Consider the following 16177-nt stretch of genomic DNA (forward strand, 5'->3'; position numbering starts at 1 on the left):
TCAGGCGTTGGCCGCGCTGGTGCGGATGTTGCCGTTGACGCCTGCCGGGAAGAACCCGCCGGAGCTGACCGCGGCGCGGTTCTGATAGACGACGTTCAACACCTGCGGCGCGGTGCGGCCGAGGGCCAGGCCATTGCCGTCGGCTGGTACGATGTTGGCCGTGGCGGCGTTGCCGATATCCTGATCGGTATCGGCGGGGCCATCGAGCGAATCGCGCGTATCGCTGATCTTCGTCACGTTGGTGTAGATCGCCGAACGGGTCAGGCCCTTGGCCCACAGGGTGCCACGAATTGCCGCGTCGTGATAGCATTCGGTGGCGAGGATGCCGGCCGATGCCTCCAGGAACACCTTGTTGGTGATGAGCCGGGCGGAGCCGCGATAGGCGGTCACGCCGACGTCGGTCAGCAGATAGGCGCCAAGCAGGAAGTTCTCGTCATTGGCATAGGGGTCGAACGTCTCGGTCGGGCCGATCACACCGGCGGCGCGCGCCGCTGCGGTGAACGCGCCGCTGGCGTCGCCCGCGATATTGATCGCCGGCTGCGCCACCGCGGACAGGCCGAGCGAATTGCGCAGGAAGCGGATGTGCGCCAGTTCGTCATAGGCGATTTCCCGCGCATAATCCGCGACGACGGGATCGGTGAAGGTCACCTGCCGCCCGCCCGTCACCGTGCCCTGCGTACCGACGCCGGTGGTGAGCTCCGCGCTCACCGCCTGCCCGAACGCCGCCTGGTTGTAATAGGCGCCCTCCAGATATTCGAGGCTGAGAGCGAAGTTGAGGATGTCGATATCCGCGCTGGTGCTGGTCGGCGCCGGCGTGGGGGTAGGAGTAGGGAAGGGGGTCGATTGCGCATCGTCGTCGTCGCAGGCGGACAGCAGCGACAGCCCGCCGGCCATCGCGGCGGCGCCGCCGCACAGGCGGATGAAGCGGCGCCGGGCGTCGCGCGCGTGGCCGGCGCTTTCCAGCATGTCGAGGATCGTGGTCTGGTCGGTCATGATGAGGGTCTCCCTGGAGTGGCGTCGGTGGTCAGGCGGCGGTGGTGCGGAGCGTGCCGTTGACGCCATTGGGGAAGAAGCCGCCCGATGAGGCGGTCGTGCCGGCGGTGAGGTAGACGATGTTGAGCACCTGCGCCGGCGTGCGGCTGAAGGCGATGCCGTTCGCATCGGTCGGCGCGATGTTGCTGACCTGCACGTTCACCGCCGCCGCGCTGCCGTTGACATAGGCGACGGTCTGCGGCGCGACGCCCTGATCGAGGTCCGAGGCGCCGTCGAGCGAATCGCGTGCGTTGGAGATCGCCTCCGATCCCGAACGCAGCGTCGGCGTGGCGATGCCCTTGGCATAGAGCACGCTGCGGATCAGGCCGGCGTGGAACGCCTCGACCGCCAGGATGCCGGCGGCGGCATCGAGATAGGTGTTGTTGGTGATGAGCGGCGAGGCGCCCTTATAGGCGGTGACCCCGACATCCTCGAAGATGAAGGCGCCGAGCAGGAAGTTCTCGTCGCTGGCATATGGATCGAAGGTCTGGCCGGCGGTGATGAGGCCGGCGGCACGCGCCGCGGCGGAGAAGGCGGTGTTGGGGCCGACGCCGATGTCGATCGCCGGCTGCGCCACCGCCGCGCTGCCCAGCGTGTTGCGCAGGAAGGCGACGTGGGCCGCCTCGTCGGCGGCGATTTCTCGGGCATATTGGCGGACGGCGGTGTCGGTGAACTGTACCTGGCGGCCGCCATTGACCGGACCTTGCGTGCCGCTGCCGGTCAGCAGGTTGCCGGCGAGGCCGGTGCCGTTAGCGGCATAGGCGTAGAATTGCGCCTCGAGATATTCGAGATTGAGCGCGAAGTTGAGGATGTCGGCATCGGATGGCGCTGCCTGTGCGCTGGCTCCACCGGCAGCGCCGAGCGCGGTGCCGACGGCAGCGGCGCCGATCGCCGCCTTGAAGAAGGCGCGGCGATCCTCGCGTCGCCGGCTGCGGGCGTCGAACACCTCGATCATGGATTCGGACGGAGTCGTCATCGTCGGTAACCTCCCTGCGGGTCGTGCAGACCCGCAGCCGACGCCGGATGCGCCGGGCCTTCGAATCGCAAGGAACGTTACGTTCGCCAGCGGCAAAGGATGCGCTCTTTGCCAGGAAAAGCGTTTAAAAGCAGTCTGTTACGGATGCGATGTCAGGATGTTGTTGATGCAGGTCAGCATGGCCCGGGGATCAGTCGCTGGCGGACGCGGCTTCTGAAACAACAAAGCCCCGGCTTTCGCCGGGGCAGTGTCGTTTTCGGCCGTGCCGCCGCCCGTCCTACTGATCCAGGAACGAGCGCATCTTGCGGCTGCGGCTCGGGTGCTTGAGCTTGCGCAGCGCCTTGGCCTCGATCTGGCGGATGCGTTCGCGGGTGACGCTGAACTGCTGGCCGACCTCTTCCAAGGTATGATCGGTGTTCATGCCGATGCCGAAGCGCATGCGCAGCACCCGCTCCTCGCGCGGGGTGAGGCTGGCGAGGACGCGGGTGACGGTTTCCTTGAGGTTCGCCTGGATCGCGGCATCGACCGGGATGACCGCGTTCTTGTCCTCGATGAAGTCGCCGAGGTGCGAATCCTCCTCGTCGCCGATCGGCGTCTCGAGGCTGATCGGCTCCTTGGCGATCTTCATCACCTTGCGCACCTTCTCCAAGGGCATGGAGAGGCGCTCCGCCATTTCCTCAGGGGTCGGCTCGCGGCCCTGCTCGTGGAGGAACTGGCGGCTGGTCCGGACCAGCTTGTTGATCGTCTCGATCATATGGACCGGGATGCGGATCGTGCGCGCCTGGTCGGCGATCGAACGGGTGATCGCCTGGCGGATCCACCAGGTCGCATAGGTCGAGAACTTGTAGCCGCGGCGATACTCGAACTTGTCCACCGCCTTCATCAGGCCGATGTTGCCTTCCTGGATCAGGTCGAGGAACTGCAGCCCCCGGTTCGTGTACTTCTTGGCGATCGAGATCACGAGCCGCAAATTGGCCTCGACCATCTCCTTCTTGGCGATCCGCGCCTCGCGCTCCGCCTTCTGCACCATGTTGACGATGCGGCGGAACTCGGTGAGCGCCATGCCGGTCTGCTGGCTGATCTCGCTGATCTCGCCGCGGATGCGGTCAACCGCCGCCGCTTCGTTGGCGGCGAAATTGCCCCATTTCTTGTCGAGCTTGGCCACCGACTGCAGCCAGGTGTCGTCCGTCTCATGGCCGACGTAGCGATCGAGGAAGTCCTTGCGGCTGACCTTGTGGCGTTCGGCGAGGCGCAGCATCTGGCCGCCCAGCGCGGTCAGGCGCCGGTTGAAGGCATAGAGCTGGTCGACGAGATATTCGATCTTCGCGTTGTGGAACTGGACGCTCTCCACCTCCGCGGTCAGGTCCTCGCGCAGCTTCTGATACTTGCGCTCGTCGGCCGCCGACAGCTCGCCGCCCGCCTGCATCGCATCGAGGCGCTGCTGCTGGATCTTGCTGAACTTCTTGTAGAGCGCGGTGATGTTGGCGAACCGCTCCAGTGCCTGTGGCTTGAGCGTTTCCTCCATCTGCGCGAGGCTGAGCGTATTGTCCTCGTCCTCGTCGTCCGAAGGGCGGGGCGCGCGCGGCTCGCCGGACTCATCGTCCTCATCGGCCGATGCTTCCTCGGGTTCGGGCTCGTCCTTGAAGCTCGCACCGGCGGTCTTTTCGCTGATCTCGGCGCCGTCGTCGTCCTCGGCACCCTCGACCTGCTCGGCCGACGGCCCCTTGGAGAGCATCGCGTCGAGATCGAGGATCTCGCGCAGCTGCATCGTGCCTTCGTTGAGCTGGGTCGACCAGTCGATGATCGCGTTGAAGGTGATCGGCGATTCGCACAGGCCGAGGATCATCGTGTCGCGACCCGCCTCGATCCGCTTGGCGATGGCGATCTCGCCCTCGCGGCTCAGGAGTTCGACCGCGCCCATCTCGCGCAGGTACATGCGGACCGGATCGTCGGTGCGATCCACGGTCTCCTTCTTCTTGGTCTCCAGCGCGGGCGCGGCGGAGCCGTCGCCATCGACCTCGGCGACCTCCGCCTCGTCGTCGGCCTGCGCCTCTTCGCCGTCGCCGTCTTCGCCGGCTTCTTCGTTCTCGACGATGTTGACGCCCATCTCGTTGAGCGCGGACATGATGTCCTCGAGCTGGTCGGAGGACATCTGGTCCTGCGGCAGCGCCTCGTTGAGCTGGTCGTAGGTGATGTAGCCGCGCTTCTTGGCGCGGGCGATCAGCTTCTTGATATCGGCGTCATTGAGGTCGATCAGCGGCGCGTCGGTCACGTCGCCACCCTCGTCACCACCGCTACCGTTAACCTTCGCCATCAATTGCCCTCGGATCCAAACGCTCGGGCGTCTTCGTTCGACTGCACCAGATTTGCAAGTCGAAGCTCCAACGCCTGTTTCTCTTTCACCAATGCCACCTGCCGTTCGAACGCGTCTTCGGTGAAGTGCGTCTGCATCGCGGCGGTCGCCTGTCCCAACGCCTGATCGACCTCCGGTCGCGCCACCATGATGGCGATCGCTTCGTCGAGGTCTGCTCTGGCGCGGTCCGGATCTCCACCGCTTTGCGTGAACGAATAGGGCATCGTATCGGCTCTCAGCAGGTCGCTTGCGACTGAATCGAAACCGCTGCGTGCCAATATGGTGCGCAGACGCGTGCTATCAAGCGCCCGGTCCTCCAGCGCGACGTCGACCACCGCTTCGAACAACCGGCCGAGCGCGCCGTCGATGCCGGTGAGGCTGCCCAGGACCTCCATGTGGCGCGCGATCTCCACCGGGTGGCGGATCAGGCCGGCGAGCACCGCCTTCGCCAGCACGCGGTCGATGCCGGCGGCGTGGAAGGCCTTCACATCCTCGGTCGGCGGCGCGGGCGGCTGTTTCCACTGGCCGTCGGCACCGCGCTTGCCCTGTGCGCGCGGCGGGGGGGGGGGGAAGGCGCGGCGCTTGGGCGCGAAATGTTCGTAGAAGCGATTGCGGAAGTCGCTTTCATATTCCTTGCGCACCGAGGCATCGGCGATCGTTGCGGCGAGGTCGGCCAGGCGTTGCTTCAGGCCGGCACGCTGTTCGGGCGTATCGAACGGGCCGGCGGCGACCTCGCTCTGCCACAGGCGGTCGACCAGCGGCTGCGGTGTTTCGAGCAGCGCCTCCATCGCCCCGGCGCCGCCGGCCTTGACCAGATCGTCGGGGTCCTGCCCCTGCGGCAGCGTGACGAAGGCGAGGCTGCGGCCGGGCGCCAGCATCGGCAGCGCCCTGCTCGCCGCGCGCAGCGCCGCCTTCTGCCCGGCGCCATCGCCGTCGAAGCAGAGGACCGGCACGTCGACCATCCGCCACAAGCGTTCGAGCTGGGCCTCGGTGAGCGCGGTGCCGAGCGGGGCGACCGCCTCGTCGATCCCCGCCTGCGACAGCGCGATCACGTCCATATAGCCTTCAACCACCAGCACGCGGTTCGCCTTGCGGGCGGCGGGGGCGGCGCGGTCGAGATTGTAGAGCGTGCGCCCTTTGTCGAACAGCGGCGTGTCGGGGGAATTGAGGTATTTGGGCTCGCCCTCGCCGATGACGCGGCCGCCGAACGCGATCGTCCGGCCGCGGGCGTCGCGGATCGGGATCATCAGGCGGCCGCGGAAGCGGTCGTAGGGATCCTTGCCCTCGACCTGGATCAGCAGGCCGCATTCGACGAGCGCAGGGTCGCCATAGTCCTTGAGCGCCGCCTTCAGCTTGCCGCGGCTGTCGGGAGCGAAGCCCATGCCGAAGGTGCGCGCCGTCTCCGGCCGGATGCCGCGCTTCGCCAGCACGGCGCGGGCGTCGGCGCCGGGCAGGCCGTTCAGCTGCTCGGTGAACCAGGCGGCGGCATCCGCCATCGCATCATGCAGGCCCCTGGCACGTTCGGCCTTGGCGGCGGCGCGCCTGTCCTGCGCCGGCATCTCCAGCCCGGCGGCCTGCGCCAGTTCCTTCACCGCATCGATGAAGGGGAGGCCGCGCTGGTCGGTCATCCAGCGGATCGCATCGCCATGCGCGGAACAGCCGAAGCAATGGTAGAAGCCCTTGTCGTCGTTGACGTAGAAGGACGGCGTCTTCTCGTTGTGGAACGGGCAGCAGCCGCGCATCTCGCGGCCCGCCTTGGTCAGCTTGGTCGTCTTGCCGATGAGCGCCGACAGCGAGGTGCGGGCGCGGAGCTCGTCGAGGAACTGCGGTGACAGGCTCATACGCGCGATTCTATCATGCCCGAGGCGGGGCGGTTAGGCAATGCAGGCGGCGCCGATGACGCGCGGAAGTTGACGAAGTTGACACTACGTCGCGCCCAAAAACGCTCCCGACGTGCTGGCGCGTTGTCATCCGGCAGCGGCCGTCGGCGTCGGATGCAGGCGAGAGTGGACGATGCCAGCGAGCATGACGATGCCATGCCCGATTCGAGCCGTGTAGGACAGCGCGGACCTTTCATTCGTCATCCCGGCGAAGGCCGGGATCCATGGACGCGCGTCGCTGATGTGGCGCGCAGCGACGGGCTTCTCGTATCCATGGATCCCGGCGTGCGCCGGGATGACGAAGGACGGGCGGCTTACGACAGCGCCGCCTTCACCAGGCCGCTCGCCTTGCTCATGTCGAGGCTCGCGGCATGGCGCGCCTTCAGTTCGGCCATCACCCGGCCCATGTCCTTCATGCCGGTCGCGCCGAGCTCCGCCTTGATCGCCTCGATCGCGGCGCGGGTGTCGTCCTCGCTCATCTGGGCGGGCAGGAAGCGTTCGATCACCGCCACCTCGGCACGCTCGGCGTCGGCGAGTTCCTGGCGGCCGCCGGTTTCGTACATCTGGATCGATTCGCGGCGCTGCTTGACCATCTTCTGCAGCACCTCGATCACCACGGCGTCGTCGTCCGCCGGGGCGGCGGCGGTGCGCAGCTCGATGTCGCGGTTCTTGATCGCCGCCTGGATCAGGCCGATCGCGGCGCGGCCTTCCTTGTCGCCGGTCTTCATGGCGGTGACCTGGGCGGCCTTGATGTCGTCGCGAATCATGGGAAATCTCGTGGCTGGACCGGAAAGCCGGTGACCCTAGCGGAATGCGTGTCCGCCGTGAACCGGTTGACCTCGCGGGGGCGGGGGGCTAGCGGGCGCCACTTAGCGACATCGCTGATGAAACCTGTAGGAGTGCCCGCCAAGCCATGGCCGACGCCAAGCCCATAGCCATGCCCGAAAAGCCCGACGGCGCGACGGGTGTCCTGGTCCTTGCGAACGGCGAGGTGGCCTGGGGCCGCGGCTTCGGCGCGGAAGGCGCGGCGGTCGGCGAGGTGTGCTTCCACACCGCGATGACCGGGTACCAGGAGATCATGACCGATCCCTCGTTCGCGGGGCAGATCATCACCTTCACCTTTCCGCACATCGGCAACGTCGGCGCCAACCCCGACGATATCGAGGCGGATGCGCCGCATGCGCTCGGCATGATCGTGCGCGAGGATGTGACGCAGCCGTCGAACTTCCGCGCGGTCGAGCGGCTGGATGGCTGGATGAAGCGGCACGCCCGCATCGGCCTTGCCGGCATCGACACGCGTGCGCTGACCCGGCGCATCCGTTCGGGCGGCGCGCCCAATGGGGTGGTGGCGCATTCGGCCGATGGCGTGTTCGACCTCGATGCGCTGCTGGCGATGGCGCGCGGCTGGCCGGGGCTGGAGGGCATGGACCTTGCCAGGACGGTATCGACCGAGACGCACTACGCCTGGGGCGAAGCGCGCGAGGGCGATATCTGGCGGCTGGGCTTCGGCTATGGTGGCGAGGGTGCTTCGACAGGCTCAGCACGAACGGGAGAAGAGGGTGCGGCATCCACGGCCGTTCGCCCTGAGCCTGTCGAAGGGCAGGTGGCGAAGGACCGCCCGCACGTCGTCGCGATCGATTACGGCAGCAAGCACAACATCTTCCGCAACCTGGTAAAGGCCGGCGCAAAGGTGACGGTGCTGCCCGCGCAGGCGACGTTCGAGGACGTCATGGCCTTGTCCCCTGACGGCATCTTCCTGTCCAACGGCCCCGGCGATCCCGCCGCGACGGGTGAGTATGCGGTGCCGGTGATCCGGCAGCTGCTCGACACGGGTAAGCCGCTGTTCGGCATCTGCCTCGGCCACCAACTGCTGGGGCTCGCGGTCGGCGCGACGACCAGCAAGATGTTCCAGGGGCATCGCGGCGCCAACCATCCGGTCAAGCGCCTGTCCGATGGCGCGGTCGAGATCACCAGCATGAACCACGGCTTCGCGGTGGAGCGGGAGTCGCTGCCGGCGAACGTGCGCGAGACGCATGTGTCGCTGTTCGACGGGAGCAATGCGGGGCTGGAGTTGACCGACCGGCCGGCGTTTTCGGTGCAGTACCACCCGGAGGCGAGTCCGGGGCCGCAGGATAGCCTGTATCTGTTCGAAAAGTTCGTGGGGTCGTTGGGACCGAGCGAGCAATGAGTGCGCTGCTCGCATTGGCCCTGCAGGCCGCGGTTCAACCGTCGGCATCGGTCCGTAAGGTGAGCCGAGCGAGCCTGAACGCCATGGCCGACGCATGCCGCGCACCGCGTAAGTGGCTGACGCTGAGAGGGCCGCAAGTCGTCTTCCGCGGTCCGCCGGATGGCGATCCGGTCAAGCTCGCATGTGTGCTGAAGAAGATGAGTGCGGCATTGGACGCGGCGAACCAAGGGCCTGCCGCCGCACAGGTTGTGAAAGACAGATAATGCCAAAACGCACCGACATCTCCTCCATCCTCGTCATCGGCGCGGGGCCGATCGTCATCGGGCAGGCGTGCGAGTTCGATTATTCGGGCACGCAGGCGATCAAGGCGTTGAAGGAAGAGGGCTATCGCATCGTCCTCGTGAATTCGAACCCGGCGACGATCATGACCGATCCCGAATTGGCCGATGCGACCTATGTCGAGCCGATCACGCCCGCCGTCGTTGCCAAGATCATCGAGAAGGAGCGGCCCGACGCCGTCCTGCCGACGATGGGCGGACAGACCGCGCTCAACACCGCGCTGGCGCTGTTCCATGACGGCACGCTGGAGAAGTTCGGCGTCCAGATGATCGGCGCCGATGCCGAGGCGATCGACAAGGCCGAGGACCGCCAGAAGTTCAAGGCGGCGATGGACACGATCGGGCTGGAAAGCGCCCGCTCCGCCATCGCGCATACCGTCGAGGAGGCGCTCGCCGGCCTGGAGATCACCGGGCTGCCGGCGATCATCCGGCCGAGCTTCACCATGGGCGGCTCGGGCGGCGGCATCGTCTACAACCGGTCCGAATTCGTCGACATGGTCCGCAAGGGGCTCGACGCCTCGCCGACCACCGAGGTGCTGATCGAGGAATCGCTGCTCGGCTGGAAGGAATATGAGATGGAGGTCGTGCGGGACCGCAACGACAACGCCATCATCATCTGCTCGATCGAGAATGTCGATCCGATGGGCGTCCACACCGGCGATTCGATCACCGTCGCGCCGGCGCTGACGCTGACCGACAAGGAATATCAGATCATGCGCAACGCATCGATCGCGGTATTGCGGGAAATCGGCGTCGAAACCGGTGGTTCCAACGTCCAGTTCGCGGTCAATCCGAAGGACGGCCGCCTCGTCGTCATCGAGATGAACCCGCGCGTGTCGCGCAGCAGCGCGCTCGCCTCCAAGGCGACCGGCTTCCCGATCGCCAAGGTCGCAGCCAAGCTGGCGGTCGGCTATACGCTGGACGAGATCGACAACGACATCACCGGCGCGACCCCGGCGTCGTTCGAACCGACGATCGATTACGTCGTCACCAAGATCCCGCGCTTCGCCTTCGAGAAGTTCAAGGGCGCCGAGGCCGTGCTCGGCACGGCGATGAAGAGCGTCGGTGAAGTCATGGCGATCGGGCGCAATATCCAGGAGAGCATGCAGAAGGCGCTGCGCGGGCTGGAGACGGGGCTGAGCGGCTTCAACGCCGTCGACCGGCTGGTCGGCGCCCCACGGGCGGAGGTCGAGGCGGCGCTCGCGGTCGCTTCGCCCGACCGGCTGCTGGTCGCTGCGCAGGCGCTGCGCGAGGGCTTCACCGTCGCCGAGATCCACGGCATCGCCAAGTTCGATCCCTGGTTCCTCGAACGGCTCGCCGAGATCGTCGCGGCCGAGGAAGAGGTGTGCCGCAACGGCCTGCCGATCGAGGCCGCCGGGCTGCGGCGGCTGAAGGCGATGGGGTTCAGCGACAAGCGGCTCGCCTATCTGGCGCTCAAGTCGGCGAACCTGCGCGGCATGGAACGCGGCATCGCGCGTGGCAGCGGCCTGATCCACGAGGCGGTGGTCGCGATGACCGGCGGCGTGACCGAGGACGAGGTGCGTGCCCTTCGCCACCGGCTCGGCGTGCGTCCCGTCTTCAAGCGGATCGACACCTGCGCCGCCGAATTCGATGCCAAGACGCCCTATATGTATTCGACCTATGAGGCGCCGTCGTTCGGCGAGCCCGAGGACGAGAGCATGCCGTCCGAGCGGCGCAAGGTGGTGATCCTGGGCGGTGGCCCGAACCGGATCGGACAGGGCATCGAGTTCGATTATTGCTGCTGCCATGCCTGCTTCGCGCTGTCGGATGCCGGGTTCGAGACGATCATGGTCAATTGCAATCCGGAAACGGTCAGCACCGACTATGACACATCGGACCGGCTGTATTTCGAGCCGCTGACTGCCGAGGACGTGCTGGAGATCCTGCATGTCGAGCAGAGCCGTGGCGAGCTGGTCGGCGTGATCGTGCAGTTCGGCGGACAGACGCCGCTCAATCTCGCGCGCGCGCTGGAGAAGGCGGGGATCCCGATCCTCGGCACCTCGCCCGACGCCATCGACCTTGCCGAGGATCGCGAGCGGTTTGCGGCGCTGGTCAACAAGCTGCGCCTCAAGCAGCCGGCCAACGGCCTGGCGCGCAGCCGCGACGAGGCGGTCGCGGCGGCCGAGCGGATCGGCTATCCGGTGCTGATGCGGCCGAGCTATGTGCTCGGCGGGCGGGCGATGGAGATCGTCGATTCGCTCCAGCAGCTCGACGATTATATCCAGACCGCGGTGCAGGTGTCGGGCGAGAGCCCGGTGCTGATCGACCAATATCTGCGCGACGCGATCGAGGTGGATGTGGACGCGATCTGCGACGGCGAGGACGTGGTGGTCGCCGGCCTGCTCCAGCACATCGAGGAGGCTGGCGTTCATTCCGGCGACAGCGCCTGTTCGATCCCACCGCATTCGCTGTCCGCCGAGACGATCGCGGAGATCGAGCGGCAGACCATCGCGCTGGCGCACGCCTTGTCCGTCAAGGGGCTGATGAACATCCAGTTCGCGGTCAAGGACGGCGAGGTGTACCTGATCGAGGTGAACCCGCGTGCGTCGCGCACCGTGCCGTTCGTCGCCAAGGCGATCGGCGTGCCGATCGCCAAGATCGCCAGCCGCGTCATGGCGGGCGAGATGCTGCGCGACCTGCCGCCGATCGACCGCCACATCGATTATTACGCGGTGAAGGAAGCCGTCTTCCCGTTCAACCGCTTCCCGGGCATCGATCCCGTGTTGTCACCGGAGATGAAGAGCACCGGCGAAGTCATGGGGATCGATCCCGATTTCACCACCGCTTTCATGAAGTCGCAGCTGGGCGCCGGCACCGTGCTGCCGACTGGCGGCACCGCCTTCGTCAGCGTCAAGGATGGCGACAAGCCGCACATCGTGCCGGCGGTGAAGGCGCTGCTGGCGCGCGGTTTCCAGGTGCTGGCGACCGGCGGGACGGCGGATTACCTCGAAACCGTCGGACTGGCGGTGGAGAAGGTCAACAAGGTCGCGCAAGGGCGGCCGCACATCCTCGACCGGATCATGGATGGTGAGGTGACGCTGATCTTCAACACCACCGAGGGCTGGCAGTCGCTCAAGGATTCCAAGCCGATCCGCCAGGCGGCGTTGGCGCAGAAGATCCCGTATTTCACCACCGCACCGGCCAGCGTGCAGGCGGCGTCCGCAATCGGGACGGCATCCCTTGAAGTCAGGCCGCTGCAATCCTACTATTCGCAGTCGCACAACTGATCCCGACATAATGACGTGATGTGCGGGGCGGCCTTCCGATCGGACGGCCGCCGCGGGGAATGAGTGAATTGGGGACGAGACTATGGCGACCGTCGAAAAGATGCCGATGCTCCAGGAGGGCTATGACACGCTCACCGCGGACCTGAAGCGTCTGAAAACGGAGCGTCCCCAGATCGTCGACGCGATCGAGGAAGCGCGCGCGCATGGCGATCTGTCGGAAAACGCCGAATATCATGCCGCCAAGGAGCGGCAGGGCCAGATCGAGGCATCGATCGCCGATATCGAGGACAAGCTCAGCCGCGCCCAGATCATCGATCCGCGCGACCTGTCCGGCGACAAGGTGGTGTTCGGCGCGACTGTGACGCTGCTCGACGACGACGACAAGCCGGTCAAGTACCAGATCGTTGGGCAGACCGAGGCGAATGCTAAGACAGGCCGGATCAGCTATAATTCGCCGCTTGGCCGGGCGCTGATCGGTCGCAAGGTGGATGACGAGGTCGAGGTTTCGGTGCCCGCGGGCGACCGTTATTACGTGGTGTCGAAGGTCGAGTTCATCTGACGGCGGGAGAGTAACCCGCACGTCGTCATGTCGGCCACGTCGTCCCGGTGAACGCCGGGACCCATGGGCGAGGCGCCATCAGCGATGATGCGCCCCCGTTGCCGCTTATCCCTGCATGGATCCCGGCGTTCGCCGGGATGACGATAGAGGGTACGCCCTTACGCCTCCGGCGACGCCAGCAAGTCCGGCTCGAGCAGGCGGTGGAGGTGGACCACCACGAACTTCATTTCGGCATCGTCGACCGTACGCTGCGCATTGGCGCGCCATGCCTTTTCGGCGCTGGCATAGTCGGGGAAGATGCCGACGACTTCGAGTGCCGACGGATCAGCGAATTCGAGGGTACGGGGGTCCTTGACGCGGCCGCCGAAGACGAGGTGAAGCTTACTCATCGATACATCCCGGGTGAGAGGTTCAAGCGCAGGCTCCTAGCGTGCTGCGCTGCAATATTGAACCCCCCGAGCGGACGGAACGGGCACCCCGGCGTGCGGGGTGCCCCATTCGTCAGCCCTTGTTCGCGGCGGTCTTGGCGGCGGCGCTGCCGGCGCTGGTCGCCGCCTTGGCGATGCCCTGGAACAGCGACTTGACCTGATCCTTGGCAGCGTCGCGGGAGAGGCCCGCGTCGTGCAACTCGTTGGTGCCTGCCTCACGTGCCGCCTGCACGGCGCCGCGGGCGCGATCGGCCAACGTCCGGCCGAGCGGGGCGAGCAGTTCCTTTTCCTTGGCCGACCGCGGGATCAGCGCGCCGGCCAGCGCGCCGATGGCGACGCCGCCTGCGACCAGCGCGAGCGGGTTGGTGTCGATCGCGTCGGCCGTGCGGCGGGCGGCGTCGGCGGCGGCATGCTTGGCATCGTCGATGCGGCCGTGGGTGTCGTGGTCATGCGCGTGCGTATTGGGCATGGGTCTTATCCTTTCGAAAGATCAGTCCTGCGGGCCGAGGCCGGGTTCGCGCTCCCGATGACCGGGCTTGTGCTTGGGTTTGCGGCGGAACAGGGCGATGATGCGATGGCGGGCGAGGAAAAGCCCCGCCGCCGCGGTGGCGCCGGCGACGGCACCGGGATTGCGCACCGCGGTGTTGAGGCTCGCCTGCGCCGCAGCGGCGCTTTTGTCCGCCACGTCGCGACCGACCTGACGCGCGAGATCGCGCGGGTTGAGCTTCACCTGCAACTTGCCGAGGGTCGACGACAGCCGCTCGCGTGCGGCGGCTGCGTCGGCCTCTGCCTGCGCCAGGCGGAGGGCGGGTTCAGGCGCGCTCATTGCGGCCTCCCCGGTGCGAGCCGGCCCTTGCCGATGATGGCGAGCACGCCCGCAATCGCGCACACCGCGAGCACCACGGCCGCCGTAGCGAGGCCGGGGCCGATCAGCGTCGCCAGGCTGAGGATCAGCCCGACAAGCAAGGCGATGAGCGCGGCAAGGGCGAGAACGCCTGCGGCAACGAAGTAGATCGCCGCGTTCTTATAGGCGCTGGTCCGCTCGCCGATGCGCGCCTTGACCAGCGCCACCTCCGCGCTCGCCAAGCCACGCGCATCGTCGACCAGCTGGCCGACGAGCGTGGCGATGCCTTCGTCCTCGATCAGGCCGGGCAGGGGCTCGGTCGTCGCCATCGGCCGGATCAGGCCTTGCCGCCGGTGGGGCCGTCGCCGTCGATCCCCGACTGGATGATACGGGCGAGCGCGAAGCCGAGGGCGGCGGCGACGCCGATCGCCACGCCGGGGCTCTTGCGCACGAAGCCGCGCGCATCCTCCAGCAGCTCGTCCACATCCTTCCCCTTGATCTGTTCGGAGAAGTTGGACACCGCACCTGCCGCCGAACGGGCATATTCGCCATATTGACCGCCGAGCTTCTCATCGACCTGAGCGGCAGCGTCGTTGATCATCTGCGACAGCTGGTCGAGGCCGCCGACCGCGCGTTCCTTGCCGGTGTCGGCGAGGGTGCGGATCTTGTCGGTCGCCTGCGCGCCGTATTTGGACGAATAGTCCTTTACGGTCTGCTTGGCCTGTTCGGTCTTGCTGCCGCCGGCGTCCGATCCGGCGTCGCCTGAGGGAGAGGAATCGGCATCGAATGCCACACCGCTGGTCTTCAGCGGCTCGGCCGGGGTGAAGTCGGTGGTGGGGGGGGGTGGGTTGAAGTCGCTGTCGCCCTGCGGTTTCAAGTCAGAATCGGCCATGACGCGCCCTTTCGAATGGTTCGACACCCTCAACCCGGCCCATCCGGCACGGTTCCCTCGCGGTGGAGGAGATTGCCGCACCGCACCGGGCAGGGTAGAGGCCGCCGCGTGACCCGCCCGAGGTAGGAGCATCATTACGTGACCGCAATCATCGACATCCATGGCCGCCAGATCCTCGACAGCCGGGGCAACCCCACCGTGGAAGTCGACGTGTTGCTGGAGGACGGCAGCTTCGGCCGCGCCGCCGTGCCGTCGGGCGCGTCGACCGGCGCGCACGAGGCGGTCGAGAAGCGCGACGGCGACAAGAGCCGCTGGGGCGGCAAGGGCGTCGACGACGCGATCGAGGCGGTGAACGGCGAACTGGTCGAGGCACTGATCGGCCTGGATGCCGAGGACCAGGCCGACCTCGATCGCACCATGATCGAGCTCGACGGCACCGAGAACAAGGGGCGGCTGGGCGCGAACGCGATCCTCGGCGTCAGCCTCGCCGCGGCGAAGGCCGCCGCCGAGGCGCGCGGCATGCCGCTCTACAAGTATGTCGGCGGCGTATCGGCGCATGTGCTGCCGGTGCCGATGATGAACATCATCAACGGCGGCGAACATGCCGACAATCCGATCGATTTCCAGGAATTCATGATCGTGCCGGTCGGCGCGGAGAATATCGTCGAGGCGGTGCGCTGCGGCTCGGAAATCTTCCACACGCTCAAGAAGGCGCTGCACGACAAGGGGCTGGCGACCGGCGTCGGCGATGAGGGCGGCTTCGCCCCCAATATCGCCAGCACCGAAGAGGCGCTGGGCTTCATCATGGCCAGCATCGAGAAGGCGGGCTACACGCCGGGTGACGACGTGATGCTGGCGCTCGATTGCGCGGCGACCGAATTCTACAAGGACGGCCGCTACCATATCGCCGGCGAGGGCAAGGTGCTGGAAAGCGGCGCGATGGCGGAATATCTCGCCGACCTCACCCGCCGCTACCCGATCTTCTCGATCGAGGACGGGATGAGCGAGGACGACTGGGAGGGCTGGAAGGCGCTCACCGACCTCGTCGGCGACAAGGTCCAGCTGGTCGGCGACGACCTGTTCGTCACCAACCCCAAGCGGCTGAAGCGCGGCATCGAGGGCGGCTATGCCAATTCGCTGCTGGTGAAGGTCAATCAGATCGGTACGCTGACCGAGACGCTGGAAGCGGTGACCATGGCGCAGCGCGCGCGCTACACCGCGGTGATGAGCCACCGGTCGGGCGAGACCGAGGATGCGACGATCGCCGACCTCGCCGTCGCCACCAACTGCGGGCAGATCAAGACGGGCTCGCTCGCCCGGTCGGACCGGCTTGCCAAGTACAACCAGCTGATCCGCATTGAGGAAGAGCTGGGCGATGCGGCACGTTATGCGGGTCGCGACGTTCTGAAGGCTTGATCCGGACACGCGGGCAGGCAAGG

15 protein-coding genes are annotated in these 16177 nt (G+C 66.9%); 5 read left to right on the forward strand and 10 right to left on the reverse strand.

Going from position 1 to position 16177, the window contains the following annotated elements:
• The 5 genes from ACTZQ5_RS09065 to ACTZQ5_RS09085 form a co-directional block, all read right to left on the reverse strand.
• Positions 1 to 993: a ferritin-like domain-containing protein gene (locus ACTZQ5_RS09065; protein WP_443584845.1), complete on the reverse strand. Its 993-nt coding sequence runs from the start codon at positions 991 to 993 to the stop codon at positions 1 to 3.
• A gap of 31 nt (positions 994 to 1024) precedes the next feature.
• On the reverse strand, positions 1025 to 2008 hold the full coding sequence (locus ACTZQ5_RS09070) for a ferritin-like domain-containing protein (protein WP_443584846.1): 984 nt from the start codon (positions 2006 to 2008) through the stop codon (positions 1025 to 1027).
• A gap of 277 nt (positions 2009 to 2285) precedes the next feature.
• Positions 2286 to 4322 (reverse strand): RNA polymerase sigma factor RpoD, encoded by a 2037-nt coding sequence (gene rpoD / locus ACTZQ5_RS09075; protein ID WP_443584847.1) that lies wholly within the window; start codon positions 4320 to 4322, stop codon positions 2286 to 2288.
• On the reverse strand, positions 4322 to 6202 hold the full coding sequence (gene dnaG, locus ACTZQ5_RS09080) for a DNA primase (protein ID WP_443584848.1): 1881 nt from the start codon (positions 6200 to 6202) through the stop codon (positions 4322 to 4324). Before dnaG ends, rpoD begins: the two co-directional genes overlap by 1 nt.
• Before the next feature lie 353 nt (positions 6203 to 6555).
• Positions 6556 to 7008 (reverse strand): GatB/YqeY domain-containing protein, encoded by a 453-nt coding sequence (locus tag ACTZQ5_RS09085; RefSeq protein WP_443584849.1) that lies wholly within the window; start codon positions 7006 to 7008, stop codon positions 6556 to 6558.
• A 146-nt stretch (positions 7009 to 7154) separates the two neighbouring features.
• Between ACTZQ5_RS09085 and carA the strand changes: the two genes are divergently transcribed.
• From carA to greA, 4 genes are all read left to right on the forward strand, one after another.
• A complete protein-coding gene (gene carA / locus ACTZQ5_RS09090; protein WP_443584850.1) occupies positions 7155 to 8429 on the forward strand; it encodes a glutamine-hydrolyzing carbamoyl-phosphate synthase small subunit in 1275 nt (424 codons plus the stop codon).
• On the forward strand, positions 8426 to 8692 hold the full coding sequence (locus ACTZQ5_RS09095; protein WP_443584851.1) for a hypothetical protein: 267 nt from the start codon (positions 8426 to 8428) through the stop codon (positions 8690 to 8692). Before carA ends, ACTZQ5_RS09095 begins: the two co-directional genes overlap by 4 nt.
• A complete protein-coding gene (gene carB, locus ACTZQ5_RS09100; RefSeq protein WP_443584852.1) occupies positions 8692 to 12015 on the forward strand; it encodes a carbamoyl-phosphate synthase large subunit in 3324 nt (1107 codons plus the stop codon). The genes ACTZQ5_RS09095 and carB overlap by 1 nt, the downstream gene beginning before the upstream one ends.
• A gap of 82 nt (positions 12016 to 12097) precedes the next feature.
• The gene (gene greA / locus ACTZQ5_RS09105; protein WP_443584853.1) at positions 12098 to 12574 is read left to right on the forward strand and encodes a transcription elongation factor GreA; all 477 of its coding nucleotides are present in this window, start codon (positions 12098 to 12100) and stop codon (positions 12572 to 12574) included.
• A 158-nt stretch (positions 12575 to 12732) separates the two neighbouring features.
• On the opposite strand, the gene ACTZQ5_RS09110 is transcribed toward greA, so the two are convergent.
• The 5 genes from ACTZQ5_RS09110 to ACTZQ5_RS09130 form a co-directional block, all read right to left on the reverse strand.
• A complete protein-coding gene (locus tag ACTZQ5_RS09110; protein ID WP_443584854.1) occupies positions 12733 to 12963 on the reverse strand; it encodes a DUF4170 domain-containing protein in 231 nt (76 codons plus the stop codon).
• 112 nt (positions 12964 to 13075) lie between these two features.
• Complete coding sequence (locus ACTZQ5_RS09115; protein ID WP_443584855.1) at positions 13076 to 13471, reverse strand: hypothetical protein; 396 nt, start codon at positions 13469 to 13471, stop codon at positions 13076 to 13078.
• A 21-nt stretch (positions 13472 to 13492) separates the two neighbouring features.
• On the reverse strand, positions 13493 to 13828 hold the full coding sequence (locus ACTZQ5_RS09120; protein ID WP_443584856.1) for a DUF3618 domain-containing protein: 336 nt from the start codon (positions 13826 to 13828) through the stop codon (positions 13493 to 13495).
• Positions 13825 to 14175 carry a phage holin family protein gene (locus tag ACTZQ5_RS09125; RefSeq protein ID WP_443584857.1) on the reverse strand — a complete coding sequence of 117 codons (351 nt, stop codon included), beginning with the start codon at positions 14173 to 14175 and terminating at the stop codon, positions 13825 to 13827. The genes ACTZQ5_RS09120 and ACTZQ5_RS09125 overlap by 4 nt, the downstream gene beginning before the upstream one ends.
• A gap of 8 nt (positions 14176 to 14183) precedes the next feature.
• On the reverse strand, positions 14184 to 14738 hold the full coding sequence (locus ACTZQ5_RS09130) for a hypothetical protein (RefSeq protein ID WP_443584858.1): 555 nt from the start codon (positions 14736 to 14738) through the stop codon (positions 14184 to 14186).
• A gap of 138 nt (positions 14739 to 14876) precedes the next feature.
• Here ACTZQ5_RS09130 and eno point away from each other — a divergent pair, with 138 nt between their 5' ends.
• The gene (eno, locus tag ACTZQ5_RS09135; protein ID WP_443584859.1) at positions 14877 to 16154 is read left to right on the forward strand and encodes a phosphopyruvate hydratase; all 1278 of its coding nucleotides are present in this window, start codon (positions 14877 to 14879) and stop codon (positions 16152 to 16154) included.
• Positions 16155 to 16177: the final 23 nt, after the last annotated feature.

Origin of the sequence: Sphingomonas cellulosilytica, from assembly GCF_052321755.1 — a bacterium.
Taxonomy (GTDB): Bacteria; Pseudomonadota; Alphaproteobacteria; order Sphingomonadales; family Sphingomonadaceae; genus Sphingomonas.

Bases quoted from the DNA above. Each gene is read 5' to 3' on its own strand.
- greA (WP_443584853.1), top strand. From the start codon at position 12,098: ATGGCGACCGTCGAAAAGATGCCGATGCTCCAGGAGGGCTATGACACG.
- ACTZQ5_RS09110 (WP_443584854.1), bottom strand. From the start codon at position 12,963: ATGAGTAAGCTTCACCTCGTCTTCGGCGGCCGCGTCAAGGACCCCCGT.
- rpoD (WP_443584847.1), bottom strand. From the start codon at position 4,322: ATGGCGAAGGTTAACGGTAGCGGTGGTGACGAGGGTGGCGACGTGACC.
- carA (WP_443584850.1), top strand. From the start codon at position 7,155: ATGGCCGACGCCAAGCCCATAGCCATGCCCGAAAAGCCCGACGGCGCG.
- ACTZQ5_RS09125 (WP_443584857.1), bottom strand. From the start codon at position 14,175: ATGGCGACGACCGAGCCCCTGCCCGGCCTGATCGAGGACGAAGGCATC.
- ACTZQ5_RS09065 (WP_443584845.1), bottom strand. From the start codon at position 993: ATGACCGACCAGACCACGATCCTCGACATGCTGGAAAGCGCCGGCCAC.
- ACTZQ5_RS09095 (WP_443584851.1), top strand. From the start codon at position 8,426: ATGAGTGCGCTGCTCGCATTGGCCCTGCAGGCCGCGGTTCAACCGTCG.
- ACTZQ5_RS09130 (WP_443584858.1), bottom strand. From the start codon at position 14,738: ATGGCCGATTCTGACTTGAAACCGCAGGGCGACAGCGACTTCAACCCA.
- ACTZQ5_RS09115 (WP_443584855.1), bottom strand. From the start codon at position 13,471: ATGCCCAATACGCACGCGCATGACCACGACACCCACGGCCGCATCGAC.
- ACTZQ5_RS09070 (WP_443584846.1), bottom strand. From the start codon at position 2,008: ATGACGACTCCGTCCGAATCCATGATCGAGGTGTTCGACGCCCGCAGC.
- ACTZQ5_RS09085 (WP_443584849.1), bottom strand. From the start codon at position 7,008: ATGATTCGCGACGACATCAAGGCCGCCCAGGTCACCGCCATGAAGACC.
- carB (WP_443584852.1), top strand. From the start codon at position 8,692: ATGCCAAAACGCACCGACATCTCCTCCATCCTCGTCATCGGCGCGGGG.
- dnaG (WP_443584848.1), bottom strand. From the start codon at position 6,202: ATGAGCCTGTCACCGCAGTTCCTCGACGAGCTCCGCGCCCGCACCTCG.
- ACTZQ5_RS09120 (WP_443584856.1), bottom strand. From the start codon at position 13,828: ATGAGCGCGCCTGAACCCGCCCTCCGCCTGGCGCAGGCAGAGGCCGAC.